This window comes from Saccharopolyspora sp. 6V (assembly GCF_020176785.1).
GTDB lineage: Bacteria > Actinomycetota > Actinomycetes > Mycobacteriales > Pseudonocardiaceae > Saccharopolyspora_C > Saccharopolyspora_C gregorii.
Map to the genome: position 1 here is coordinate 15,907 of NZ_JAIUKB010000062.1, position 23,422 is coordinate 39,328.

A 23,422-nucleotide genomic window follows, 5' to 3' on the forward strand; every position below is an offset into this window, starting at 1 on the left:
CCCGCCGCACACCTCGGGTCAGGGGTGGGTGGTGAACCAGGTGGTGGTGGCTCGGGCCACTTCGGCGAGGGCACCGGGTTCTTCGAAGAGATGGGTGGCGCCGGGGACGACCTGGAGTTCGTGCTCGGCGGAGAGGTGGCCTGCGGTGCGCCGGTTGAGTTCGAGGACTTCCGGGTCGCTGCCGCCGACCAGCAGCAGGGTGGGGGCGCGCACCTGGTCGAGCGGTTCGGTGGTGAGGTCGGGCCGCCCGCCGCGGGACACCACCGCGCGCACCGAGTCCGGCCGGCGCGCGGCGGCTCCGAGGGCGGCGGCGGCACCGGTGCTGGCACCGAACAGGCTCAGCGGGCCGCGCCACCAGTCGAGCACGCCGAGGACGCGCACGGTGAGCAGCGGGATGTTGAACCGCTGCTGGCCGTGCGCGTCGCGTTCGCACTCGTCGTCGGTGAGCAGGTCCAGCAGCAGGGTGCCGAGCCCGGCCTCCTGCAACCGGGCCGCCACCCACCGGTTGCGCTCGCTGTGCCGCGAGGAGCCGCTGCCGTGCGCGAACACCACCAGCGGTGAATCCGGTTGCGGCAGCACCAGGTCCGCGGCGAGCGCACCGCTGCCGTGCGCGGCCGGGACGGCGACCTGCTCAGGCTCCGCCATCCTGCACCCGTTCGGCGTTCTCCTCCGGGGAGGCGTTGCGGGCGGGGGCCGCGGAACCTTCGTTGGTCACCGCGGACAGGCCGGTGTCCTCGACCTCCTCGCCTTCGACGACGGCGCCGGTGCCGGTGGACCGCTCGGCCTGCTCGGCGACCTGCTCGCCGCTGACCCCGTCGGCGACCTCCTCCGCCGCCTGCTCGTCGACGGTGTCGTCGAGCTCGTGCAGGCGGGTCTCGGCGAGCGGTTTGCCCACCTCGTCGTCCGGGTCGGGGCGTTCCTCGGCGAGCCGTTCGTCGATGGTCTCGCCTTCCCGCTGCTCGCGGGGCGTGGGCCGGTCCACGACGTCCCGCGACCAGTGCTCGGGCGGTTCGACACCCTCTTCCAAGGGGTCCACGCCCAGTTCGTCCTCGTCGAGATCGCCCGCGGATTGCAGCTCGGCCGGGTCCTGCGGGTCTGCGGGATCGGGGCCGACCTCGTCAGCCGAGGGCGTCTCGGCGTCCAGCGGGTCCGACATCGTGCGCGTCTCCGTTCCTCGTGCGGACAAAGCACTTCCGCACCACGGCTACCCGCACGCGCGCCGCTCAATCCCCCGATGGGGTCACGCGGAGGTGGTGATGCTCCGCAGGAACGCGCGCCAGTGCTCGCGGGGGACGACGAGGGTGCCGCCGGCGCGGTCCTTGGTATCCCGCACGCCGACCACCGAGGCCGTCATCGCCACCTCGACGCAGCCTTGGGAACTCGTCGAATAGCTCGCCTTGCGCCAAGAGGATTCCGCGAACCGCTGCATGATCCTCATCGTAGCGACTGGAGCACCGTCCCGATCAGCGCTTCGGATTCGGTCCGATCCACGGATCGTTCCAGTGCTTCGGCGAACGAGAGGCAGTACTGGTGCACCCGGACCTCGGTGTCGATCAAGCCGAGCGAGGTCACCGTCTCCTGCCACGCCAATCGGCCGAGCCTCGCGCTGGGGAAGGTGAGCAGGTGGAACGTAGATCCGCCCATAGCTCCGTAGCTACCGGCGGTGAACGGGATGATCCGGACTTCCAAGGTGTCCGCGAACCGATCGATCAGATCGAGCAGATGTTCCAGCTGCTCCGCGAGGACGTCCACTCCACCCACCTGCTGCCGCAACGAGCCTTCGGTCATGACCACCGTGGCCCGCAGCGGATCCGCTCCGCTCATCCGCCGTTGACGACGCATCCGGGCTTCGACCCGTCGCTCGATCTCCGAGCCGCGCAGGTTGGCGCGGTCACCGGCGTGGATCGCTCGGGCGTAGTCCTCGGTCTGCAACAGCCCGGAGATCGCACCGCTCTCGTAGCTGCGCACTTCCTCCGCCCCGTGCTCGAACCCGAAGTAGCGGAGGAGTTCCGGGGCGAACAGCCCGCTGTAGCGGGACCACCAGCCGCGACCGTCCGAGGCCTTGCGCAGTTCCACCAGCTCACCGGCCTCGTCGGCGTCGAGCAGGTAGGTCCCGATGAGGGTCGTCAGCTTCTCCTCGGCGATCTTGCGGCGCCCGTGCTCGATGTTGCTCAGGTAGTTCTGCGTGACGCCGATCGACTCCGCGGCCTCGGTGCCGGTGAGGTCCACCTGTTCGCGGGCTTCCTTGAGCCGCACGCCCAGTTCCCAGGCTGCGACCAGTGGTGATGCGGGCGCCATCTCGTTCCTCCGCTGACTCCGGCTGCGTGGTCCCCAGGTCTACCAGATCGATCAGAACCCATTCGAGTGATGCCGTAAGAAATATTTCTAAGCTAGATTCTGGATCAGCGGCGGCCCCGCGCCTCCCCGACCCCCGGCGGGGCCGCCGCACCCCCGATGACGACGAAGGAGGACGACGTGGGATCGCAAGTGGTGTTCGGTTCCCGCTGGCCCGTCGCCGTACTGGCGGCCCGTCGACGGCGTGCGGCACGCGGTGGACTCCGCGGAACGCCCGCACCCGGGGCAGCGGCGGACCGCGTTGTGCGGTGTCGCGCTCACCATCGCGAAGGCGAGCGACGAGCAGTGGCTCGCGCCCACCTGCGCGGCCTGCTGGGACGTGGCCCGCGCGCTGCGGGACGCCGCGCAGCGCGGGATCAGCGCACCGCACCCGCCGTGACGCCGCGGACCAGATGGCGTTGCAGCAGCAGGAACCCGGCCACGACCGGCAGGCTCACCACCAGCGACGCGGCCATCACCTCGTTCCAGTGCACCGACGACTCCGCGGCGTACTCCCGCAGCCCGACCGCCAGCGTCCGCGAACCCGAGCTCGTCAGGATCGACGCGAACAACGCCTCCCCCCACGCCGTCATGAACGCGTACATCACCACCGCCGCGATCCCCGGCCGCGCCGCGGGCAGCACCACCCGCAGCAGCGCCCCCAGCGGTCCGGTGCCGTCGAGCAGCGCCGCCTCGTCGAGCTCCACCGGCACCGCGTCGAAGCACCCCACCAGCAGCCAGATCGAGAACGGCAGCGAGAACGTCAAGTAGGTGACGACCAGGCCGAACAGGTTGCCCTGCAACAGGATTCCGGTGACCCGCCCGATCGACGCGTAGAGCAGGAACAGCGGCAGCAGGAACAGGATCCCCGGCATCGCCTGCGTGGACAGCACCACCGCGCGGAACAGCTCCCGGCCGCGGAAGCGGAACCGGCTCACCGCGTAGGCGGCGAACACCGCGACCAGCACCGACACCGCCGCCGATGCGGACGCCACCACGGCGCTGTTCGCGAAGTACCGCGCCAGGTCCACCGTGGACCACATGGTGCGGAACGCGTCCAGCGACACCGCGGACGGCCACCACGAGAACCCGTCCCGCCCGCCCGGACGCGACCCCAGCGCCGTCGTCACCACCACGTGCAGGGGCAGCACCACGAACGCCCCCAGCGCGCCCAGCCCGGCCACCCGCAGCAGCCGGACCCGGCGCGGCTCACGCCGCACGACGCCCCCGCAAGCGCGCCACCAGCAGCGGGACCGCCACCAGCAGCAGCAGGAATCCCAGCAGCAGCGCGGACATCGCCGCGGCCGACCCGAAGTTCCAGGTGCGGAACGCGCTCTCGTGCACGTGCACCGACAGCAGGCCCGCCGCCGCCGGAACCGACTCGCCGAACAGCACGTGCGGCACGGTGAACTCGGTGAACGACCACAGGAACAGCACGAGCACCAGCACCCGCGACACCGGCCGCAGCAGCGGCAGCGTGATCGAACGGAGCCGCCGCACCGGGCCCGCGCCGTCCACCTCGGCCGCCTCGTGCACCTCCGGCGGGATCGACCGCAGGCCCGCCAGCAGCACCAGCAGCGCGAACGGCCACAGCCGCCACACCTCCACCACCACCAGGCTCGCGAACGCGTTCGGCCCCAGCAGCCAGAACTCGCCGCCGCCCAGCCCGGCCGCGCGCAGCACCGAGTTCCACGCGCCGTCGCCCCGGTCCAGCACGAAGCGCCACACCAGCGCCACCGCGTACACGGGCAGCGCGTACGGCACCAGGAACAACCCGCGCAGCAGGAACCGGCCGCGGAACGGGCGCTGCAGCAGCACCGCCCCCGCCAGCCCCAGCCCGAACGACAGCACCACCACCAGCAGCGAGAACGCCGCCGTCACGGCGAACGAGCGCAGCAGCTCCGCGCCCGCCGCACCGCCGAGGTCCACCGCGGAGCGGTAGTTGTCCCAGCCCGCGAACGGCGCCGACGGCCACTCCCGCAGGGAGAACTGGTCCAGCTCGTGCACGCTCATCCACAACCCGCCGAGCAGCGGCAGCAGGTGCACCAGCAGCTCGAAGACCAGCGCGGGCAGCAGGAACAGGTACGGCAGCGCCCGCGAACCCGGCAGGCCCCGCGAACCCGGCAGCGTCCTTGAACCCGGCACCGCCCGCGAACCCGGCAGCGCCCGGCCACCGGGCATCACGCGCCCCCGGACGCGCGCATCCGCTGCTCCGCGCGCGCCAGCTCGGCCCGCACCTGCTCACGACCCACCGGCTCGCCCGTCGCCGCCGCCGCGAACAGGTCGCGCACGGCGGCACCCAGCGTCGTCTCGAAGCGGCTCTCGTTCGGGATCATCGGCATCGGCACCGATTCGCGCGCCAGCAGCTCGCCGAACACCGCGGCGCGGCCGGTGGCGAACTCCGGCCCGTCGTAGGCGTCGGCGACGACCGGCAGGCTCCCCCACGCCCGGTTCAGCTCCACCTGGGTGTCGGCGCGGGTCAGGAACTCCACCAGCCGCAGCGCTTCCGCGCGGTGCGGGCCGTCGCGCAGCACCGCGACGTTGCTGCCGCCGACGTGGGTGCGGACCGGCGCACCGCCCGGCGGCAGCGGATCGGGCAGCGGGAGCGGGAACACGCCGACATCATCCGCGCGCAGGCCTCCGTCCACAATGGCCGGAAGTGCGTTGTTCTGCGCGATCAGCATCCCGGCCCGCCCGGCGGCGAACTCCGCGGCCGCCTCCGGCGCCGAACCCAGCTCGGCGTCGTCGGCGCGCACCAGCCCCTCCCCCAGCAGCCGCACGTAGCGCAGCACCGCGGCCACCTCGCGCGGACCGGTGAACGCGGGCGCCCCCGCCGCGTCGAAGAACCGGGCGCCCTGCTGCGCGCCGAACAGGAACGCCAGGTGCGCGTTCTGCGCGTAGCTCGCGCCCGGCACGGTCACCCCCGCCCGGCCACCGCCGGAGAGCCGCCGCGCCACGTCCAGGAACTCCGCCCAGCTGCGCGGAACCCCCTCGATCCCGGCCGCGCGGAACCGCGCCTGGTCGTAGAACACCGCGTACGCCAGGCCGGACAGCGGCACCGACGCCGGCGGCCGGCCCGGCAGGCCCGTCGAGCGCATGCTGCCGTCCAGGAACCGCTCCCGGCCGCCCAGCCGGTCCAGCAGCTCCGCGTCGAACTCCACGAACGCGCCCGTCGCCTGCAACGACGCCGACCAGGTGTTGCCCACGTCCACCACGTCCGGGCCGGTGCCGGAGATCGCCGCGCCCAGGACGCGGTCGAGCAGATCGCTCCACGGGACGACCTCCACCTCGACCGGAACACCGGTCTCGCGGGTGAACGCGGCCAGCCGGGTGCGCAGCAGCTCGCGGTCCCGCGCGGTGCTCGCGCCCTGGTTCGCCGCCCAGTACACGAGCCGCCGCGGCGGCGGCCCGCACCCGGCGAGCACGCCCAGCAGCACCAGCAGCACCAGGCCCAGCACCGGGCCGCGCGGACGTGGGGGCACCGTCGTCTCCTCGTCGCGAGAGGTCGCGGGAGCGCGCTCAGCCCACCCCGCCCGTGCTCGCCCGCGGCATCAGCACGCGCGGCGGCACGTCCAGGTCGTCGGCGGCCCCCGTCTCGATCAGCTCCAGCAGCAGGTGCACCGCCGCGGCGGCGTCGTCCTCGACGTCCCGGGACAGCGCCGTCACCGGCGGGGTCACCACCCGGCACAGCATCGAGTCCTGCCAGGACAGCACCGCCAGGTCGGCGGGTACCCGGACGTCGAGCTCGGCGGCGCGCGCGACCGAGGCCACCGCCGTCACGTCATCGTCGTAGACGATCGCCGTCGGCGGCGGGTCCGCGGCGAGAAGTCGCCAGGTGGCCCGCACCCCGCCGTCCTCGGTGGCCGCCGCCTCCGCCTTCACCAGGTCGGTGCCGAGCCGCTCCCGCACCTCGGCGCGCAGCAGGGCGCTGCGGCGCTCGGTGTGCTCCAGGTCGACACCGCCCTGCACGTGACCGATCCGCCGGTGACCGAGCTCGGCCAGGTGCGCCACCACGGCGCGGACCTCCTCGGCGACGGCGAAGCGCAGCACCGCCACGTTCGCGACCCGCTCGTGCTCGCCGATCACCACCGCGGGCAGCTTCAGCTCCCGCAGCAGCGGTACGCGCGGGTCCTCGGTGCGCAGGTCGGTGACGATCACGCCGTCCACCCGGCGCTCGGCGGCCCAGGACCGGTAGGTGCCGAGCTCGGCCTCCTCGTCCGGCGGCAGCGCCAGGTGCAGGCTCAGCCCGTACTCGGCCAGCGCCGCCTCCAGCCCGGCCATCCAGTGCACCACCGACGGCTCGGCGCGGATCTGCTGCGGCGGCCGGGCCAGCACCAGGCCGATCGTGCCGGTGCGGTCGGCGGCGGGTGTCCGCGCCGGCCCCGCCGCGTCCCAGCCGAGCTGCGCGGCGACGTCGAGGATGCGTTCCCGGGTGGCCGCCGAAACCCCGGCGCGGCCGTTGAGGGCGTAGGACACCGCCGCCTTCGACACGCCGACCCGGCGCGCGATGTCGATGATCGTGGGCCGTTTCAACCGCGGGTCCCCTCGTAGCCGTCCAGCGAGACGCCAGCGTAGCGAAACCCGCCGTCGAGTCCCACGAGGCGAACGACCCGGTCGGGCGGGCTCAGCCGAGGTGCCGGAGCAGCGGCGCCGCGGCCTCGGTGACCACCTCCGACGCCTGCGAGTAGCTCTTCGACGACGGCTGGGTGGACAGCACCGCCACCGCGTAGCGCCGGTCCGGCCCGATCAGCCCCGCGCTGTGCACCGAGCGGCGGCCGTCCGCGCAGCACATCCAGCCCGCCTTCACCGCCGCCCGCCGCGCCCCGGCCTTCAACCCGTACTGCTGGTCGAAGCCCTCGGCGGCGGTCCGCGGCGCCTCGTCCAGCGGGCCGAGCACCAGCGCCCGCTCCGCGGCGGGCAGCGCCGGGACCCGCGCCAACACCGCCGCCACGTCCCGCGCCGACGTCCGGGTGTCGCCCCACCGCCCCGGCACCGCCGGCGGCAGCGTGCGGGTGAGCCCGTAGCGCACCGCCACCCGCGAGATGGCGCCCGCGCCGTCGAACCGGTCCCAGAGCGCGTTCATCGCCCCGTCGTCGCTGAGCGCCAGCGCCCGGCGGATCAGCTCCACGTCCGAGGACGACACCGGCAACCCCTCGCGGCGGCGCTCCACCACGTCCAGCGCCACGAACAACTTCGACACCGAGGCGGTGGTGAACTCGTCGTCCGCGTGCTCCCCGCCGACGACCGCGCCGGACCCGCGGTCCAGCACCGCCACCGCCACCGTGCTGCCGGAAAGCCGGTCCGCGTAGTCGTCGGCCTGCCGCACCGCGGTCCGCACCGCCGGGTTCGGGGCCGGCCGGGCACGCGCCGGCGAATCCGGGTAGCCGGCGCGCGACACCCACCACTGGCCGGACTCCTCGTGCGCGGTGCGGCCGCCCGGCTCCCCGCACCCGGCGATGGGCACCGCCAGCAGCAGCGAACAACCGAGCAGCGCGAGCGCGCGCCGGAACCGACGATCGGAACGATCCATGCGGGACCCCATGCCTCCGAGGCCCGGCGGGAAGGCCGGGCCGTCGGACGTGCCCCCAGCACGCTAACGCCGTCCCGAGCTCGATCGCAGAACTCGGCCCGGCGCGCGCGAACGCCCCCGCTGCGGGCGGGGGCGTTCGGTCGATCGTCGTGGTTGCCCGGGTTCAGCCGCCCTTGCGGTTCTCGCCGAGCTCCTCCGCGATCGGGTTGGCCGGGGTCTCGCGCTGGTGCTCGGCCAGGCCGGGCCGGACGTGCTGCCGGTCCTCCGCCGCCTTGTCCGCGGCGGACTGGCCCTCCTCGTCGGCCTTGTCCAGCGGCACCGAGCGCAGCACCTCGCCGACGTTGTCGTAGTCGGCCAGCGGCAGCGCCCGCAGCGCGTCCACCGTGTCCTGGTCCACGCCGTTGTTCCGGGCGAAGTCGACCAGGTCCTCCTTGCTCGCGGGGAAGTCGATCGTGGACAGCGATTTCTTCACCGTTTCCCGCGTCGTCGTCATGCTCCTCCTCTCACGCGTCGGTGTAGCGCAGCACCGCGCCGATGCCGTCGGTCAGCTTCACCTCGTCCGGATCGACCAGCACCAGGTCCGCATCGGTGCCCGCCGCCGACCACACGACCGCCGCGCTGGCGGGCGCGCTGCCCGGGCTGGACACGCCCATGTCGGTGAGCTCCCGCGCGTCCAGCGCCACCTGGTTCGGCACCGGGCCGACGTGCAGCCAGGACGGCGACTCCGGGGAACCCCACAGCACCGTGCGCACCTGGCCGCGCTGCAGGGCGGCGAGCACCGCGCTCCACCCCTCCGCGGCGCGCTCGTCGCGGCCGCGCTGCTGCTCGAATTCGCGGACCGCCTCGTCCACGTGCGCCGACACGGCGGCCGCCACCGTGTCCTCGACCTCGTCGCGGAGCCCTTCCGCGGAGGCGCCCCGGTCCAGGTGGCCCGCGTCGGTCTGCACGGTGCGCTCCCGGACGCCGCCGGGCAGGTTCTGGTGCACCAGCGTCCGCTGCTGCGGATCACCGGCGAGCACGACCAGTTCGGCGCCGATCCGCATGGCCTGCTTGCCGATCTCCTCGGCCGCCTCCTTGGCGTTGCGCAGCCACTGCTCCTCGACCCGGTTCTGGAAGCGCTGCTCGTTGAGCTCGTCGGCGCCGGGCGGGGACTTGTGCACCGGGTGGTCGCCGCCCTGCACCCGCCGAGTGCGGGGTTCGGCACCGGCCGCGACCACGGTCAGCTCCGCGTCGACGTGGTCGACCAGCGCCACCACGTGCGGGATCCGCGACGCCCGCAACCGCAGGTACGGCAGCAGGTGCGGCAACGTCCCGAAGTGCACCTTCTCGTCGTCGGAGGCGTCCTCCGGCGGCGTCGGCAGCTCCTCGCCGAACACCACCTCGCCCGCGGTCGCCACCAGCACCTGGCCGCGGCGGCCGATCCGGTACTCGTGCCGGTCCACGGTCTCGTCCAAGGCGCGCAACGTCGCCTCGTCCGCCCCCGCGTCCGCCAGCTGCTCCCGGGCCGAACGCCACCGCAGCTGCACCGCCTTCGCCGCGTCCTCGGCGTCCGCCGAGGTGTCCAGGTACACCGTCGCGAACGGGCCCTGGTACCCGTAGACGTCTTGCAGGAACGCGAGTTTCATCGACTCCTCCGCTCTGCCACCCCGATCACGCGCTGCGCGCCTGGGCGCGGTGCTTCCCCTCGGCGACCTCTTCGACGACCTTCGCGCAGAACGCGGGGAGGTCGTTCGGGTTCCGGCTCGTCACCAGCCCCGAGTCCACGACGACTTCCTCGTCCACCCACTCGGCGCCCGCGTTGCGCAGGTCCGTGCGCAGGCTCGGGTAGGACGTGAGCCTGCGGCCGCGCACCACGTCCGCCTCGGCCAGCAGCCACGGGGCGTGGCAGATCGCGGCGACCGGCTTCTGCCTCGCGAAGAACTCGCCGGTGAAGCGCACCGCGTTCGGCACCTGCCGCAGCGCGTCCGGGTTGGCCACGCCGCCCGGCAGCACCAGGCCGTCGTAGTCGTCCGGCGACACCTCCGTGACGACCTTGTCCACGGTGAACGTGTCGGCCTTCTCCAGGTGGTCGCGCCCCTGCACCGAACCGGGCTGGATGGACACCAGCTCCGGCTGGCCGCCCGCCTGCTCGACGGCCTTCCACGGTTCGGTCAGCTCCACCTGCTCGATGCCGTCCGGGGCCACCAGGAAGGCGACCTTGGCACCGTTCAGGTTCGCGGTCATCGTGCACACCTCCTGCAGATCGTCGCGGCGGGCCGGTTCGCGCCTCGCCGCTCAGCCGTGCCGTACCCGGCGCGCGGAGGCGGCAAACGGACAGGTCTGCCGCGGCGGCGTGCCGGGGGCTTAAGGTGACCTCGCCGGCCACGATCAAGGAGCCCCCGATGCGTCCAGGCGACACCGTCGACGACTTCGCACTGCCCGACCAGCACGGCACCGAGCGCAAGCTCTCGGAACTCCTCGACGGCGGGACCGTGGTCCTGTTCTTCTACCCGGCGGCGATGACCTCCGGGTGCACGGCGGAGAGCTGCCACTTTCGCGACCTGTCCGCGGAGTTCGCCGAACTCGGCGCGCACCCCGTCGGCATCAGCACCGACCCGGTCGCCAAGCAGGCCACCTTCGCGCGAACGAACTCCTTCGAGTACCCGCTGCTATCCGACCGGGAAGGCGTCGTGGCGCGGCAGTTCGGGGTGAAGCGCCGGTTCGGTCCGCTTCCGGTGAAGCGGCACACCTTCGTGATCGGGCCGGACCGCACCGTGCTGGAGGTGGTGCGCAGCGAGTTCAACATGGCCTCGCACGCCGACACCGCGCTCGCCTTCCTCCGCGAGCACCGCAGCGCCTGACCTGCGAACCGAGCGGTCCGGCGACCTCGCCAGGCTCCGGCCAGCGTCCTGTCAGCGGCGAAGCCGCTGAGCAGCGACCACGACACCGGCACCGCCGCGGGTTCTCAGCGGGATTCTCGCGAGGACGGCGTTGTCGCCTGTGGCGGAGCCACCGGTGACAACGATCCCGCAGCGAGAATCCCGCTGAGGTTCCGCCACCCGCCCCCCGAGCAACCGATGGGAAGGAATCCTCAGCGCGGCGGAGCCGCGCAGGAAGGGTTCAGGAGTTTCTGGATCTCCGGGGTGCCGAGGTTCTCCTTCGTCACCACCGACGAGCCGGTGTTCGTCTCCGGCGCGCCGCGCTGCTCGCCGCGGATCTGCTCGATCGCCGAGTTCACCGACGCGAAGCCCATCTTGAACGGGTTCTGCGCGATCAGGCCGGTGATCACGCCGTCGCGCAGCGACTCGATCTGCCCCTCCGAGGTGTCCCACCCGATGATCTTGATCTGGCCCTGCTTGCCCGCCTGCCGCACCGCCTCCGCGGCGCCCAGCACGCTCGGCTCGTTGCCCGCGTAGATCCCGTTCAGGCCCGGGTTCGCCGTCAGGATGTCCTGGGTGACCTGCAACGCCGTGTTGTAGTCGCTGTTCGAGGACTGCCGCGCCACCAGCCGCAGCCCCGGGTTCTTCGCCAGCCCGCGCTCGAAGCCCTCCGCGCGCGTCTCGTTCGTGCTGGTGCCGGGCAGGAACTCGATGAACGCCACCTCGCCGCGGCCGCCCAGCTGGTCCGCCAGCAGCTGGGTGCCCTCCTCGGCGGCCGCCACGTTGTCGGTGGCGAACACCGGCACCTCCGGCGGCTGCGGACTGGTGCCCGAGTCCATGTTCACCACCGTGGTGCCCTGCTCCCGCGCGGACTTCGTGACCTCCGCCAGCGCCTTCGCGTCGGTCGCCGCGAACACCAGGCCCTGCACGCCCTGCGCCAGCGAGTCCTGCAGCAGGCTCTGCTGCCCGCTCACGTCGTCCTCCGAGGTGACGCCGTCCCAGTGCACGTTGACGTTCGGGTGCTTGGTGGCCGCGCACTCGGCGCCGACCCGCACCTGCTCCCAGAAGTCGAAGCCGATCGCCTTCGGGATCACCGCCAACCGGATCGTGCCGCCCTGCTGCGCGTTCGTCCCCGTGGGCCTGCGGATCTCCAGGCCACACGCCGAGGACAGCAGCAGCACCGCCAGGCACACCAGCGGAAGGACCTTCTTCATCGCAGCGAACTCCCTCGTCCCCGGATCACGCGTCGCCGGCGAGCTTGCGGCGCTGGTAGAAGTCCCACCACACCGCCAGCCAGATGATCACGCCGATGAGCACGTTCTGGTAGAAGGTGCCGATGTTGAGCTGCACCGCCCCGTTGCGGATCACCGCCACCAGGAACGCGCCGATCAGCGACCCGAGCACCGTGCCGCGCCCGCCGAACAGACTCGCCCCGCCGATCACCACCGCCGCGATCACGTCCAGCTCCAGGCCCTCGCCGAAGTTCGGCTGCCCCGAGTTGATCCGCGAGGCCGCGATCATGCCGCCCAGCCCGGCCAGGCTGCCCGCCACCACGTACACCCACGTGGTGTGCTTGCGCACCGGCACGCCCGACAGCCGCGCGGCCTCCATGTTCGAGCCCATCACGTACGCGTAGCGGCCCAGGCGCGTCCGCGTCAGCACCAGGTGCCCGGCCACCGCGACCAGCACGATCAGCAGCACCGGCACCGGGATCGGCCCCAGCACCCCCTGCCCGAGCAGCCGGAACGACTCCGGCGCGCCGAACACGGCCACCGCGCCCGTCGCGATCAGCACCAGTCCGCGCGCCACGCTCAGCATCCCCAGCGTCGCGATGAACGGCGGCAGTCCCACCGTCGACACCAGCAGTCCGTTGACCAGGCCCGCCGCCGCGCCCACCAGGATGCCGCCGAGGATGCCCAGCAGCGGGTGGAACCCGAAGTCCGCCATCAACATCACGCCCAGCACCCCGGACAACGCCGCCACCGAGCCGACCGACAGGTCGATGCCGCCCGTGATGATCACCAGCGTGACGCCGACCGCCATCACCGCGTTCACCGAGGTCTGCGAGCCCAGGTTGAACAGGTTGTCCGCGGTCAGGAACGACGGTGCCACGATCGACAGCGCCACGAACACCACGATCAGCGCGCCGGCGGCCGCGACCTGCGACACCGCGCCCTGCATCCGGTCGGTCAGCCCGCCCAGCAGCCCGGGCCGGCCCGCGGCGGCCTCCACCGCGGTCGCGCCGCCGTCCTGCGGGGCCCCTTCGTCCTTGCCCGGCTGCTCGCTCACTGGCCCTCCTTCGCTCCGGTCGCGAGCGCGACGATCCGTTCCTCGGAGAAGTCCGCGCGCTCGACCTCACCCGTGATCCGGCCCTCGCGCAGCACGAGGATCCGATCGCACATGTTCAGCAGCTCCGGCAGGTAGCTGGAGATCAGCACGATCGCCTTGCCCTGCGCGGCCAGCGAATCCAGCTGGCTGAACATCTCCGACTTCGCGCCCACGTCCATGCCGCGGCCCGGCTCGTCGAAGAACAGCACCTCCGCTTCGGTCTGCAACCAGCGCGCCAGCACCACCTTCTGCTGGTTGCCGCCGGAGAGCGCCTGCACCGGCCTGCCGACCCACGGCACCCGGATCCGCAGCCGGTCGCGCTCCCGCTCGGCGATGCGCCGCTCGGCGCCCAGGTCGATCAGGCCGGAGGCCATCGGCAGCTTCGCCAGCGTGATGTTCTTGTCCACGCCCAGCTGAAGCGCCAGCCCGTCGGCCTTGCGGCTCTCGGTGAGGTAGCCGATGCCCGCGGCGATCGCGTCCGCCGGGCCGCGGATCTTCAACTTCGCCCCGTCCAGCGACACCTCGCCCGCGTCGGGCGGTTCGGCGCCGAACACCGAGCGGGCCAGTTCGGTGCGGCCCGCGCCGACCAGCCCGGCCATGCCGACGATCTCCCCGGCCCGCACCTCGAAGCTCGCGTCCCGCACCGCGTCGCCGCGGCTGAGCCCGCGCACCCGCAACCGCACGTCGCCGGGGGTGCTGTAGGTGCGCGGGTACAGGTTCTGCACGTCGCGGCCCACCATCAGCGTCACCAGCCGCGACTCGTCGAGCTCGGCGACCGGCCGGGTGGCGACGACGGCGCCGTCGCGCAGCACCGTGACCCGGTCGCCGATCTCGAAGATCTCGTCCAGCCGGTGCGAGATGTAGAGGACGCCGATGCCCTGCGCGGTGAGCTCGCGGACGATGCCGAACAGCTCCGCGGTCTCCCGCTCGGTCAGGGTGGCGGTCGGCTCGTCGAGGATGAGCAGCTTCGCGTCCACCGCGAGCGCCTTCGCCAGCTCCACCCGCTGCTGCTCGGCGGTGGACAGGCGGCCGACGCGGCGCCCCGGGTCGACGTCCAGGCCCACCCGCGCGAGCAGGTCGCGGGCCGCCCGGCGCTCCGCGGCGCGCGAGATGAGGCCGCCGCTGCCGGGTTCGTGCCCGATGAACAGGTTCTCCGCCACCGACAGGTCCGGGGCGAGGGCGAATTCCTGGTGCACCATCGAGATGCCCAGCCGCCGCGCCGACGCGGGCCCCTGGTAGCTCACCCGGCGGCCGTCGACCTCGATGCGGCCGGAGCTCGGCGGCTCCACCTGCGCGACGAGCTTCATCAACGTCGACTTGCCCGCGCCGTTCTCGCCGGCCAGCACGTGGACCTCACCGGCCAGCACTTCCAAGTCCACATCGGACACCGCGACGACCCCGGGAAATCGTTTGCCCACCCCGGAAAGCCGGACCACCGCCGGTGCTTGCACCGATCCCGCATCATCCGAACCGGACTGCAAGGATTGCGACACGCCGCCTCCTCGATCACCATCGATCGCCCGCCGCAGCGGTGCGCCGGAGCATACTCACAACATCACGAGCCCGAAAGGCTCGCAGCGAAGCCGAGTAACCGATTACCGATCGTTGCACGCGAACGGCCGCGGCGGCATCCGCGAACGACGCAACCACCACCTCCGTAAGCTCGGGGATGGCACCGCCGCAATCCAAGAGGGGGACGAGACGTGCAGCCGCTGCTGGCCGGCGAACCGAACAGGGTCGGGGACTACCGGCTGCTCGCCAGGATCGGCGGCGGCGCGATGGGCGCCGTGTACTTGGCCCGGTCCCGCGGCGGCCGCGGCGTCGCGATCAAGATCGTCCGCCCCGAACTCGCCGACGACGGCGAGTTCCGCGAGCGGTTCCGCCGCGAAGTCGAGATGGCCCGCTCCGTCGGCGGCTTCTGGACCGCCACCGTCATCGACGCCGACACCGAAGCCGACCAGCCGTGGCTGGCCACCGAGTACGTGCCCGGCCCCACCCTGCACCGGGCCGTCGCCGACCACGGACCGCTGCCCGAGCAGACCGTGCGCTCGCTCGCCGCCGGACTCGCCGAAGCGCTCGGCGCCATCCACCGCGCCGGACTCGTGCACCGCGACCTCAAACCCGGCAACGTGCTGCTCGGCCCGGACGGCCCGCGGGTCATCGACTTCGGCATCTCCCGCGCCATGAGCAGCAGCGCGCTCACCGCCACCGGCATCTTCCTCGGCACCCCCGGCTTCTTCTCCCCCGAGCAGACCGTCGGCACCGACGTCGGACCGCCCAGCGACGTGTTCTCCCTCGGCGCGGTGCTCATGTTCGCCGCCACCGGCGCCGGACCGTTCGGCAACGAGAACACCGCCGCCATGCTGTACCGGGTCGTGCACAACGAACCGGACCTCGACGCGCTGCCCCCCGGGCTGCGGCCGCTCATCGGCGGCTGCCTCGCCAAGGACCCCGCCGCGCGGCCCACCCCCGGGCAGCTGCTCGACCAGGTCGGCGAGGCCTCCCCGCAGAACGACAGCTGGCTGCCCGCCGAGATCACCGCCGTCATCACCGAGCACACCTCGCAGCTCAAGCAGTCCTCCGAAGCGCCATCGGCCCCGTCCGCCGCACCGCCCCGGCCCGCCCGGCAGCGCGGTGGCGGCGACTGGTCCGCGGCCCCCGCCGCACCGGCGAAACCGATCATCCCGGCCCGGCCGAAGCCGACCGCGCAGCAGCCCGAAGCGGGCCGGGGCACCGCCGCCCCCGCGCGCATCGCGCCGTCCCGGCCCGCCGTGCCGGTCGACCGGGTGCGCGCCGACGGGCCGGGGCCGGTGTTCACCACCGGCGGGCGGCTCGGCGCGCTCGTCTCCGCCGCCCTCATGTTCGGGCTGATCCACCTGGTGCTGCAGATCGGCCCGACCGCGGACGACGAGCTGTGGGCGCTGACCAGCTTCGGCATGCTGCTGCTGACCATCAGCGGGGCGTTGTCCCTGGCCAAGGCACTGCTGCCCGGGCTGCGGCTCAAGGTCAGCGCCGACGGGCTGCGGGTCTCCCGCTCCCCGCTGCTGACCCGCGAGATCCCGTGGAGCCACGTCAGCCGCATCGCCGTCGTCGGCACCGGCAAGGGCCAGTCGGTCACCGTGTGGACGCGCCCCGGCAGCCCCGCCCTCCGCTGGCGGATCTGGAACCCGACCCGGCCGTACCACGGCGGCGTGCGGGTGTACCCGGTCGGCTCCGCGGGCGGGCCCCTCACCCGCAGGCAGGAAGGCCGCCGGATCCGGCAAGCCCTCCAGCAGTACGCCCGCGGCACCTACGACAACCGCATGGTCTGACCCGAGCGACCGGCCCGGCCCCCCGGCGGCTCAGGCGGGCAGGAGGCACACCGGCGACGGGGACGGCACGGGATCGCCGATCGGGGTGAGCGCGCCGTCCGCGGCGACCGCGAACGCCTGCACGGTGTCGCTGAGCTCCCCCGCCGCGTACAGCACGTCCCCGCGCGGGGACAGCGCGACGTGCCGCGGCCCGCGCACCCCCGCAGGCACCACGCCCAGCTGCGCGAACCCCTCGGCGGAGAACACCGCGATGCTGTCGTGCCCCCGGTTCGAGGCGAACACGAACCGCCCGTCCGGCGACACCACCACCTCCGCGGCCAGGCTCCGCCCGGTGAAATCCGCGGGCAGCAGCGGCAGCACGCGGCCCGGCCGCACCTCACCGGTCCCCGCGTCGAAGGTGAACTCGGTGATCGTCGAGGTCAGCTCCCCCACCAGGTAGCCGCGCTCGCCGTCCGGGTGGAACGCCAGGTGCCGCGGACCCGTCCCCGGCTCCCAGCCGACCTCGTGCTTGAGCACCAGGTGCCCGGTGTCCCCGTCGAACGCGTACACGTACACCGAGTCGGTGCCCAGGTCGGCGGCCAGCGCGAAGCGGCCGTCCGGGGACGGCACGATCTGGTGCGCGTGCGGCCCCTCCTGCCGGTCCTTGTCCGGGCCCTGGCCGGAGTGGTCCACCACGTGGCACGCCTCCCGCAGCACCCCGCCCTCGCCGATCGGGTGCACGACGACGTTGCCGGACAGGTAGTTCGCCGTGAGCAGGAACCGTCCGCCGGGGTGCACGCTCAAGTGGCACGGCGCTGACCCGTGCGTGGGCTGCGAGTTGATCTCGGTGAGCCCGCCGTCCGGCCCCACCTGGAACGACACCACCCGGCCGCGCGCCACCTCGTTCACCGCGAACAACGTCCCGCCGTCCGGGGACAGCGCCAGGAACGACGGGTCGTAGGAGTCGGCGACGGTGTCGGTGCAGCGCAGCCGACCCGCGTCGTCGGCGAACGCGAGCCGGATTCCGTTCGCCGCCGATTCCGGGCCCGTGTAGGCCCCCAGGTACACCCGGTACTGCGCGTCCTCGGACATGAAGCGACCTCCACCCGACATCGACCTGCACGGCGCGCGCCCGCCCGGCTCCGGGACCGACCTCCCGCCGGGCACGCCGAGTCACCGGTGGCGCACGCGCCGTTCATCCGAACCTCGCCGACGGTAGCGCGCGCGGCGGCCCACGCACAGCCCCGGCCGTCCCGAGCCCGTGGAGGCGGAACGTTGCGTTCGAAGATCAGATCGCGCAACGATCCGCCGAAAGAAGCAACAGCTCACGGCTGAAACGAAGGCGTGGGCCGCTTAGCCTGAGCAGCATGACCTCCGCTTCGACCGCGACGACGCGCCCGGCCGGGACCACCCGTTCCGCCGAATACCTGCGCCTGGACGAGACCTACAGCGCGCACAACTACCACCCGCTGCCCGTCGTGATCGCCGAAGCGGACGGGGCGTGGATGACCGATGTGGACGGTCGCCGCCACCTGGACTTCCTCGCCGGGTACTCGGCGCTGAACTTCGGGCACCGGCATCCGCGGCTGGTCGCCGCCGCCACCGAGCAGCTGGGCCGCGTCACGCTGACCAGCCGGGCGTTCCACCACGACCGGTTCGGCCCGTTCTGCCGCGAGCTGGCCGAGCTCGCCGGCACCGAGCAGGTGCTGCTGATGAACTCCGGCGCCGAAGCCGTCGAATCCGCCATCAAGCTCGCCCGGAAGTGGGCCTACCAGGTCAAGGGCGTGCCCGCGGACCGCGCGGAGATCGTCGTCGCCGGGTCCAACTTCCACGGCCGCACCACCACGATCGTGTCGTTCTCCACCGACGACACCGCGCGCGCCGGGTTCGGGCCGTTCACGCCCGGGTTCACCATCACCCCCTACGGCGATGCGGACGCGGTCGCGGCGGCGATCACCGAGCGCACCGCGGCGGTGCTCGTCGAACCGGTGCAGGGCGAAGCGGGCGTCGTGGTGCCGCCCGCCGGCTACCTGCGCAGGCTGCGGGAGCTGTGCGACGAGCACGGGGTGCTGCTCGTCGCCGACGAGATCCAGTCCGGCCTGGCCCGCACCGGCGAACTGCTGGCCTGCGACCACGACGGGGTGCGCGCCGACCTGTACACGCTCGGCAAGGCGCTCGGCGGCGGCATCCTGCCGGTCTCCGCGGTCGTCGGCAGCCGCGAGGTGCTGGGCGTGCTGCGGCCCGGCGAGCACGGCTCCACGTTCGGCGGGAACCCGCTGGCCTGCGCCGTCGGGCTCGAAGTGGTGCGGATGCTGGCGACCGGCGAGTACCAGGCGCGGTCCCGGGAGCTCGGCGCACACCTGCACGCGCGGCTCGGCGAGCTCGTCGGCCGCGGCGCCGCCGAGGTCCGCGGGCGCGGGCTGTGGGCCGGGGTGGAGATCTCCCCCGGCGGGCCCACCGGCCGCCAGGTCAGCGAACGGCTCGCCGCGAACGGCGTGCTGTGCAAGGAGACCCAGGACACCACGCTGCGCGTCGCACCCCCGCTCACCATCACCCGCGAGGAGCTGGACCAGGGCATCGACGCCATCACCGACGTCCTCGCCCGCTGACCCGTCAGGACTTGACGGCGTCCCGGGACAGGGCGGTGAGGCGGGACAGGGCGCGGAGGTACTTCTTGCGGTAGCCGCCGCGGAGCATCTCCTCGGTGAACAGCTCCGAGAGCGGCGCCCCCGACACCCGCACCGGCACCGCCCGGTCGTAGAGCCGGTCGGCGAACGCCACCAGCCGCAGGCCCACGTTCTGGTTCGGCGCCGCGTGCAACCCGCGCAGGTGCACCGCGCTGACGTCCGCCACGAGCCGCCCGTACTTCGACGGGTGCACCGAGCCGAGGTGCTCGCACAGCGCGTCGAAGTCGTCCAGCGTGGCACCGGGCATCGACTCGGCCTCCGCGGTGAGCTCCGCGTCGTCCACCGGTTCTGGCGGGTCGGGCAGGCCGCGGTGCCGGTAGTCGGGGCCGTCCACCCGCAGCACGTCGAAGCGCTCCGACATCGCGTGGATCTCGCGCAGGAAGTCCACCGCGGCGAACCGGCCCTCGCCGAGCTTGCCGGGCAGCGTGTTCGACGTCGCCGCGATGTGCACGCCCGCGTCGGTGAGCTTCGCGATCAGCTGGGTGACCAGCATCGTGTCGCCCGGATCGTCCAGCTCGAACTCGTCGATCGCCAGCAACCGGTGCTCGGAGAGCCTGCGCACCGTCTCGTTGAACCCGAGCGCGCCGACGAGGTTCGTCACCTCGACGAACGTGCCGTACGACTTCGGCCCGGGAACGGCGTGCCACAGCGAGGCCAGCAGGTGGGTCTTGCCGACGCCGAAGCCGCCGTCCAGGTACAGGCCGGGCTTGCCCACCGGGGCGCGGCCGCCGCCGAACAGCGAACGCCACCACGAACCGCCGCTCCCGCCCGCGGCCGACGCCCGCTCGGCGAACGCGCGGCAGGACTCGACGGCGGCGGCCTGGCTCGGCTCGTCCGGGTTCGGCACGTAGGTCTCGAACCGGGCCTCGTCGAACCGCGGGGGCGGAGTCATCGCGTCGACCATGTCGGCCGGGCTGAGCTCGGGTCGGCGGTCGGTGAGGCGCGCGGCGGTCATGCGCCGACTCTATAACCGCTGTTCCCGCCGTAGCCGGTGGCAGTCATCACCCGCGGCGCCCGGGCGAACACCGGCCCTGCCCGCGCGCACCGCGCGCGTCGTGCTGGGATGGACGGGTGCACAGGTTGTGGCCCTCAGACGGCGATCCTCCCGGTGCTGCGGCTCCGGTGGAGGTGACGCCGGAGATCGAAGCGTTCTACGACTTCCCCGCCGACCTGGCCCGTCCCTGGCTGCGCACGAACTTCGTGTCCAGCCTCGACGGGGCGGTGAGCGTGCGCGGCAGCTCCCGCGGCCTGTCCTCCCCCGCCGACCAGCTGGCGCTGGCGCTGATCCGCGACCTGTCCGACGTGGTCCTCGTCGGCGCGGGCACCGCGCTCACCGAGGGCTACCACGGGGTGCAGCGCCACGAGGTGGACGCGGACCGCCGCGCCCGGTTCGGGCTCTCCGAAGTACCGCCGATCGCGGTCGTCACCGCCCGCTGCTCGCTGGAGCCGGACTCGCCGCTGCTCACCGACACCGTGGTGCCGCCGATCGTGCTCACCTGCGCGTCGGCCCCGGAGGCGCGCCGGATCGCGCTGGCCGACGCGGGCGCCGACGTCGTGGTCGCCGGGGACCGCACCGTGGACCTGACCGCCGCGCTCACCGAGCTCGCCGCGCGCGGGCTGCTGCGGATCGGCTGCGAAGGCGGACCGCACCTGTTCGGCGACCTGCTCGCCGCGGACCTCGTCGACGAGCTGTGCCTGACCGTCTCGCCGCTGCTCGCGGGGGGCGGGGCCGGGCGCATCGCCGCCGGACCCGGCCTCCCCGACCCGCACCGGATGCGGCTGCTGTCGGTGCTGCGGGCGGAGGAATCGCTGCTGCTGCTGCGGTACGGGAGACTTCGGGCGTGACCGGGCGGGGCGACAGCGACGCGGACCTGATGGCAGCCGCCCAGCGCGGCGACGGGGTGGCCTTCGACGAACTCGTCCGCAGGCACACCCGATCGATGTACCGGGTCGCGTACCGGATCCTCAACGACCAGGCCGAAGCCGAGGACGCCGTGCAGGACGCGTGGGTCTCGGCGTGGCGCTCGCTGGCCCGGTTCCGCGGCGAGTCCGCGCCCACCACCTGGCTGTACCGGGTGGTGACCAACGCGGCGCTCGGCCAGGTGCGGCGGCGCAAGAACACGGTGGCCCTGGACGTCAGCGACGACTCGATGGACCACCTCGTCTCCGACCACGACTCCGGCAACCCCGAGGGACACGCGGTGCGCGCCGAGGAGGCCGACCTGGTGCACCGCGCCATCGCCACCCTGGAACCCTCCCAGCGAGTGCCGCTGGTGCTGCGCGAATTCGAGGGGATGTCCTACGAAGAGATCGCAGAGGTGCTAGAGGTGAACGTCGCCGCGTTGCGATCGAGGCTGCACCGGGCGCGGCTGACCCTGCTGTCGAGGTTGAAGGAGATGCACCGTGGGTGAAGCTCCCCTCGACCCCGAGCACGCGCTGCCCTGCGGCCGCACCATCGGCGAGCTCCTCGACCACCTCGCCGGGGAAGCGCCGGAGGACTTCGGTGCGCACGTGCGCACCTGCCCGCACTGCCGGGCCGCGCTCGCCGAGCTGGCGCCCACCGGCTGGGAACCGGTGCGCCGCGCCGCCGAACTCGCCGTCGAACCGCCGGAGGGACTGGTGTCCCGCGCGCTGCTCACGGTCCGCGGCGCCCGCGCCGCCGCAGGCGGCGAACCGGCCGAGGTCGCCCAGGAGTTCGGCACGCTGCGGATCTCCGCGCAGGCCACCCTGGTGCTGGCCCGCAGGCTCAGCGCGGAGCTGCTCGCCGACGTGCCGGAGGTGCGGCTGCTGTCCTGCACCGGCGACGTGCGCGAAGTGCGGGTGGACGTCGTGATCGGCTACGGCGTGCCTGCCCCTGCGCTGACCGCCCGGTTGCAGGATGATCTGGGGCGCGCGCTGCGGGAGCACCTCGGCGCGGCGGCCCCGTCGGTGTGGGTGCGGGTCGCCGATGTCGCGCCCCCGCAGGGCTCGTGATTAGCTCATTCATGTGACCTAGGTCGCACCCCCGCGATGTTCCGGGATCACTCGCATCGGATCTTGCAGTCCCGGAGATCGCAGGCGACTGCGACGCCCAGGGCGACAACGAGATCTTCAGGGGAAGGAGCCCTTTCATGGCCCAGTCGAGTGGTACCTCCGCCCAGAGCACCGAGACCCAGAGCGGGTCCACGACCGGCGGCAAGGGCCTGAGCACCAGCGGCAGCGCCACCCCGGCCCGGCTCGCCGACGACACCTCGCAGGGCAAGACGACGATCGCCGCCTCCGTGGTGCAGAAGATCGCCGGCATCGCAGCCCGCGAGATCTCCGGCGTGCACGCCATGGGCGGCGGCGTCTCCCGCGCCTTCGGCGCCATCCGCGAGCGCATCCCCGGCGGCAGCGGCACCACGACCACGCAGGGCGTGACCGTCGAGGTCGGCGAGAAGCAGGCCGCGATCGACCTGGACATCGTCGTCGAGTACGGCGCCTCCATCGTCGAGCTGGCCCGCGCGGTGCGGCGCAACGTGATCAACGGTGTCGAGCGGATGACCGGCCTCGAGGTCATCGAGGTCAACATCTCCGTGAACGACATCCACCTGCCCTCCGAGGACGACGAGGACGGCGGCAACGGTGGCAGCACCCCCGCCTCCTCCCGCGTGGAGTGAGACGGCGCGTGGTCCCGGCTGCCCCGACCGGGGCCACGCGCTCCCATCCCGGCCCGCTCTCGAAGGACACCGACATGACCGAATCCGCGCCCGGTGACCACGGCCGGGACGATCCCGAAGTCGAGGAGCAGCTCGCCGACCGGGTCGCTCGGGCGGTGCTCGCGCACCCGTCCGTCACCCGGTTGCACGGCGGCGCGTACGGCACCATCGCCGCCTACCTGCCCGGCAGGCAGGTCACCGGCGTCCGCGTCGGCGAGCCCGGCGAACCCGTCGAGGTCGGCGTGGTGCTGCGGCTGACCGAGCCGCTGCCGGGGATCGTGGCCGCACTGCGCCAACGCGTGCTCGCCGTGACCGGCCCGGCGCCGGTCGACATCACCGTCGTCGACGTGATCACCTCGGACGAGGCCGATGCCCCCGGCCAGGACGAGGCGGCACCGCGATGACGGGCTCGCCGGACGACGACGCGCGGGTCCGCCTGCGCGCGTTCGTCCGCGCGCACCACCCCGATGTGGGCGGTGATCACGAGGCGTTCGTGGCGGGCCTCGCGGAACTGCGGGCCCGCCGCGACGCGGCCGACCGGAAACCCGCGCTCTCCCGTCCCGAACGCGGCGAACCCCGCAACCGGCCGCCGGACCGCTACGACGCACCGGTGGTCGTGGTCGCCGACCCGCGCGGACTCGGCGGCGTGCTGCGCCGGGTGCGGGCGTGGCGGCTGCGGAAGCGCCGCAGCCGGGTCCGGTGACCGTTCAACAGCCGA

The 23,422-nt window shown here is 73.3% G+C and carries 26 protein-coding genes and 1 pseudogene; 10 read left to right on the forward strand and 17 right to left on the reverse strand.

The genetic code is table 11. The annotated features are described in order from the left end of the window. Positions 1-18 precede the first annotated feature (18 nt). The 4 genes from LCD35_RS13060 to LCD35_RS13075 all read right to left on the reverse strand — a co-directional run bounded on the left by LCD35_RS13060 (position 19) and on the right by LCD35_RS13075 (position 2,298). A complete protein-coding gene (locus tag LCD35_RS13060; RefSeq protein ID WP_225044260.1) occupies positions 19-645 on the reverse strand; it encodes a dienelactone hydrolase family protein in 627 nt (208 codons plus the stop codon). Beyond that, complete coding sequence (locus tag LCD35_RS13065) at positions 632-1,156, reverse strand: hypothetical protein (RefSeq protein ID WP_224961689.1); 525 nt, start codon at positions 1,154-1,156, stop codon at positions 632-634. The genes LCD35_RS13060 and LCD35_RS13065 overlap by 14 nt, the downstream gene beginning before the upstream one ends. Before the next feature lie 84 nt (positions 1,157-1,240). Then, entirely contained in the window at positions 1,241-1,429 is a 189-nt protein-coding gene (locus LCD35_RS13070; RefSeq protein ID WP_224961691.1) for a DUF397 domain-containing protein, read from the reverse strand. A 5-nt stretch (positions 1,430-1,434) separates the two neighbouring features. Then, entirely contained in the window at positions 1,435-2,298 is an 864-nt protein-coding gene (locus tag LCD35_RS13075) for a helix-turn-helix transcriptional regulator (protein WP_224961693.1), read from the reverse strand. 235 nt (positions 2,299-2,533) lie between these two features. Here LCD35_RS13075 and LCD35_RS13080 point away from each other — a divergent pair. Beyond that, positions 2,534-2,734, forward strand: a pseudogene (locus LCD35_RS13080) (zinc finger protein); the annotation flags it as partial. Here the strand turns inward: LCD35_RS13080 and LCD35_RS13085 are convergent. The 8 genes from LCD35_RS13085 to LCD35_RS13120 form a co-directional block, all read right to left on the reverse strand. Next, positions 2,712-3,554, reverse strand: a complete 843-nt coding sequence (locus tag LCD35_RS13085; RefSeq protein ID WP_224977554.1) for a carbohydrate ABC transporter permease — start codon at positions 3,552-3,554, stop codon at positions 2,712-2,714. The pseudogene LCD35_RS13080 and the gene LCD35_RS13085 sit on opposite strands and share 23 nt — an antisense overlap. Further along, positions 3,544-4,515, reverse strand: coding sequence for a carbohydrate ABC transporter permease (locus LCD35_RS13090; RefSeq protein ID WP_224955460.1), 972 nt, complete (start codon positions 4,513-4,515; stop codon positions 3,544-3,546). Before LCD35_RS13090 ends, LCD35_RS13085 begins: the two co-directional genes overlap by 11 nt. Continuing rightward, a complete protein-coding gene (locus LCD35_RS13095) occupies positions 4,515-5,816 on the reverse strand; it encodes an extracellular solute-binding protein (protein WP_224955459.1) in 1,302 nt (433 codons plus the stop codon). Before LCD35_RS13095 ends, LCD35_RS13090 begins: the two co-directional genes overlap by 1 nt. Before the next feature lie 37 nt (positions 5,817-5,853). Beyond that, positions 5,854-6,867, reverse strand: a complete 1,014-nt coding sequence (locus LCD35_RS13100; RefSeq protein WP_224966453.1) for a LacI family DNA-binding transcriptional regulator — start codon at positions 6,865-6,867, stop codon at positions 5,854-5,856. 91 nt (positions 6,868-6,958) lie between these two features. After that, complete coding sequence (locus LCD35_RS13105) at positions 6,959-7,864, reverse strand: serine hydrolase (RefSeq protein ID WP_224955457.1); 906 nt, start codon at positions 7,862-7,864, stop codon at positions 6,959-6,961. Positions 7,865-8,027: 163 nt separating this feature from the next. Beyond that, positions 8,028-8,357, reverse strand: coding sequence for a DUF2795 domain-containing protein (locus tag LCD35_RS13110; protein ID WP_224955456.1), 330 nt, complete (start codon positions 8,355-8,357; stop codon positions 8,028-8,030). A gap of 10 nt (positions 8,358-8,367) precedes the next feature. Beyond that, positions 8,368-9,489, reverse strand: a complete 1,122-nt coding sequence (locus LCD35_RS13115; protein WP_224955455.1) for a hypothetical protein — start codon at positions 9,487-9,489, stop codon at positions 8,368-8,370. Positions 9,490-9,514: 25 nt separating this feature from the next. Then, positions 9,515-10,087, reverse strand: a complete 573-nt coding sequence (locus LCD35_RS13120; protein WP_225044262.1) for a type 1 glutamine amidotransferase domain-containing protein — start codon at positions 10,085-10,087, stop codon at positions 9,515-9,517. A gap of 158 nt (positions 10,088-10,245) precedes the next feature. Here LCD35_RS13120 and LCD35_RS13125 point away from each other — a divergent pair, with 158 nt between their 5' ends. Further along, on the forward strand, positions 10,246-10,704 hold the full coding sequence (locus tag LCD35_RS13125; protein ID WP_224977552.1) for a peroxiredoxin: 459 nt from the start codon (positions 10,246-10,248) through the stop codon (positions 10,702-10,704). 230 nt (positions 10,705-10,934) lie between these two features. Here the strand turns inward: LCD35_RS13125 and LCD35_RS13130 are convergent, their stop codons facing one another. The 3 genes from LCD35_RS13130 to LCD35_RS13140 are packed head-to-tail and all read right to left on the reverse strand — an operon-like array spanning position 10,935 to position 14,543. Then, positions 10,935-11,936 (reverse strand): substrate-binding domain-containing protein, encoded by a 1,002-nt coding sequence (locus LCD35_RS13130; protein WP_224955452.1) that lies wholly within the window; start codon positions 11,934-11,936, stop codon positions 10,935-10,937. A gap of 25 nt (positions 11,937-11,961) precedes the next feature. Continuing rightward, positions 11,962-13,011, reverse strand: coding sequence for an ABC transporter permease (locus LCD35_RS13135; protein ID WP_224955451.1), 1,050 nt, complete (start codon positions 13,009-13,011; stop codon positions 11,962-11,964). Continuing rightward, positions 13,008-14,543: a sugar ABC transporter ATP-binding protein gene (locus LCD35_RS13140; protein WP_224955450.1), complete on the reverse strand. Its 1,536-nt coding sequence runs from the start codon at positions 14,541-14,543 to the stop codon at positions 13,008-13,010. The genes LCD35_RS13135 and LCD35_RS13140 overlap by 4 nt, the downstream gene beginning before the upstream one ends. A gap of 210 nt (positions 14,544-14,753) precedes the next feature. Between LCD35_RS13140 and LCD35_RS13145 the strand changes: the two genes are divergently transcribed. Further along, positions 14,754-16,361, forward strand: a complete 1,608-nt coding sequence (locus tag LCD35_RS13145) for a serine/threonine-protein kinase (RefSeq protein ID WP_225044263.1) — start codon at positions 14,754-14,756, stop codon at positions 16,359-16,361. 30 nt (positions 16,362-16,391) lie between these two features. Here the strand turns inward: LCD35_RS13145 and LCD35_RS13150 are convergent, their stop codons facing one another. Further along, a complete protein-coding gene (locus LCD35_RS13150; protein ID WP_224955448.1) occupies positions 16,392-17,432 on the reverse strand; it encodes a lactonase family protein in 1,041 nt (346 codons plus the stop codon). Between the two features lie 275 nt (positions 17,433-17,707). On the opposite strand from LCD35_RS13150, the gene rocD reads away from it, so the two are divergent. Continuing rightward, a complete protein-coding gene (gene rocD / locus LCD35_RS13155) occupies positions 17,708-18,949 on the forward strand; it encodes an ornithine--oxo-acid transaminase (RefSeq protein ID WP_224977550.1) in 1,242 nt (413 codons plus the stop codon). Between the two features lie 4 nt (positions 18,950-18,953). On the opposite strand, the gene zapE is transcribed toward rocD, so the two are convergent. Further along, positions 18,954-19,982, reverse strand: a complete 1,029-nt coding sequence (zapE, locus tag LCD35_RS13160) for a cell division protein ZapE (protein ID WP_224955446.1) — start codon at positions 19,980-19,982, stop codon at positions 18,954-18,956. A gap of 167 nt (positions 19,983-20,149) precedes the next feature. On the opposite strand from zapE, the gene LCD35_RS13165 reads away from it, so the two are divergent. From LCD35_RS13165 to LCD35_RS13190, 6 genes are all read left to right on the forward strand, one after another. After that, positions 20,150-20,872 (forward strand): pyrimidine reductase family protein, encoded by a 723-nt coding sequence (locus tag LCD35_RS13165; RefSeq protein ID WP_224955445.1) that lies wholly within the window; start codon positions 20,150-20,152, stop codon positions 20,870-20,872. Then, positions 20,869-21,438, forward strand: coding sequence for an RNA polymerase sigma factor (locus LCD35_RS13170; protein ID WP_224955444.1), 570 nt, complete (start codon positions 20,869-20,871; stop codon positions 21,436-21,438). Before LCD35_RS13165 ends, LCD35_RS13170 begins: the two co-directional genes overlap by 4 nt. After that, a complete protein-coding gene (locus LCD35_RS13175) occupies positions 21,431-22,000 on the forward strand; it encodes a hypothetical protein (protein WP_224955443.1) in 570 nt (189 codons plus the stop codon). The genes LCD35_RS13170 and LCD35_RS13175 overlap by 8 nt, the downstream gene beginning before the upstream one ends. A gap of 137 nt (positions 22,001-22,137) precedes the next feature. Continuing rightward, the gene (locus LCD35_RS13180; RefSeq protein WP_224955442.1) at positions 22,138-22,665 is read left to right on the forward strand and encodes an Asp23/Gls24 family envelope stress response protein; all 528 of its coding nucleotides are present in this window, start codon (positions 22,138-22,140) and stop codon (positions 22,663-22,665) included. Between the two features lie 74 nt (positions 22,666-22,739). Further along, positions 22,740-23,108, forward strand: coding sequence for a hypothetical protein (locus LCD35_RS13185; RefSeq protein WP_224955441.1), 369 nt, complete (start codon positions 22,740-22,742; stop codon positions 23,106-23,108). Next, the gene (locus tag LCD35_RS13190; RefSeq protein WP_224955440.1) at positions 23,105-23,407 is read left to right on the forward strand and encodes a hypothetical protein; all 303 of its coding nucleotides are present in this window, start codon (positions 23,105-23,107) and stop codon (positions 23,405-23,407) included. The genes LCD35_RS13185 and LCD35_RS13190 overlap by 4 nt, the downstream gene beginning before the upstream one ends. The last annotated feature ends 15 nt before the right edge of the window (positions 23,408-23,422 follow it).

Excerpts from the sequence above, each read along its gene's own strand:
- LCD35_RS13120 (WP_225044262.1), bottom strand. The coding sequence starts at position 10,087 with ATGACCGCGAACCTGAACGGTGCCAAGGTCGCCTTCCTGGTGGCCCCG.
- rocD (WP_224977550.1), top strand. The coding sequence starts at position 17,708 with ATGACCTCCGCTTCGACCGCGACGACGCGCCCGGCCGGGACCACCCGT.
- LCD35_RS13110 (WP_224955456.1), bottom strand. The coding sequence starts at position 8,357 with ATGACGACGACGCGGGAAACGGTGAAGAAATCGCTGTCCACGATCGAC.
- LCD35_RS13060 (WP_225044260.1), bottom strand. The coding sequence starts at position 645 with ATGGCGGAGCCTGAGCAGGTCGCCGTCCCGGCCGCGCACGGCAGCGGT.
- LCD35_RS13115 (WP_224955455.1), bottom strand. The coding sequence starts at position 9,489 with ATGAAACTCGCGTTCCTGCAAGACGTCTACGGGTACCAGGGCCCGTTC.
- LCD35_RS13125 (WP_224977552.1), top strand. The coding sequence starts at position 10,246 with ATGCGTCCAGGCGACACCGTCGACGACTTCGCACTGCCCGACCAGCAC.
- LCD35_RS13065 (WP_224961689.1), bottom strand. The coding sequence starts at position 1,156 with ATGTCGGACCCGCTGGACGCCGAGACGCCCTCGGCTGACGAGGTCGGC.
- LCD35_RS13150 (WP_224955448.1), bottom strand. The coding sequence starts at position 17,432 with ATGTCCGAGGACGCGCAGTACCGGGTGTACCTGGGGGCCTACACGGGC.
- LCD35_RS13190 (WP_224955440.1), top strand. The coding sequence starts at position 23,105 with ATGACGGGCTCGCCGGACGACGACGCGCGGGTCCGCCTGCGCGCGTTC.
- zapE (WP_224955446.1), bottom strand. The coding sequence starts at position 19,982 with ATGACCGCCGCGCGCCTCACCGACCGCCGACCCGAGCTCAGCCCGGCC.
- LCD35_RS13090 (WP_224955460.1), bottom strand. The coding sequence starts at position 4,515 with ATGCCCGGTGGCCGGGCGCTGCCGGGTTCGCGGGCGGTGCCGGGTTCA.
- LCD35_RS13105 (WP_224955457.1), bottom strand. The coding sequence starts at position 7,864 with ATGGATCGTTCCGATCGTCGGTTCCGGCGCGCGCTCGCGCTGCTCGGT.
- LCD35_RS13070 (WP_224961691.1), bottom strand. The coding sequence starts at position 1,429 with ATGCAGCGGTTCGCGGAATCCTCTTGGCGCAAGGCGAGCTATTCGACG.
- LCD35_RS13180 (WP_224955442.1), top strand. The coding sequence starts at position 22,138 with ATGGCCCAGTCGAGTGGTACCTCCGCCCAGAGCACCGAGACCCAGAGC.
- LCD35_RS13075 (WP_224961693.1), bottom strand. The coding sequence starts at position 2,298 with ATGGCGCCCGCATCACCACTGGTCGCAGCCTGGGAACTGGGCGTGCGG.
- LCD35_RS13130 (WP_224955452.1), bottom strand. The coding sequence starts at position 11,936 with ATGAAGAAGGTCCTTCCGCTGGTGTGCCTGGCGGTGCTGCTGCTGTCC.
- LCD35_RS13185 (WP_224955441.1), top strand. The coding sequence starts at position 22,740 with ATGACCGAATCCGCGCCCGGTGACCACGGCCGGGACGATCCCGAAGTC.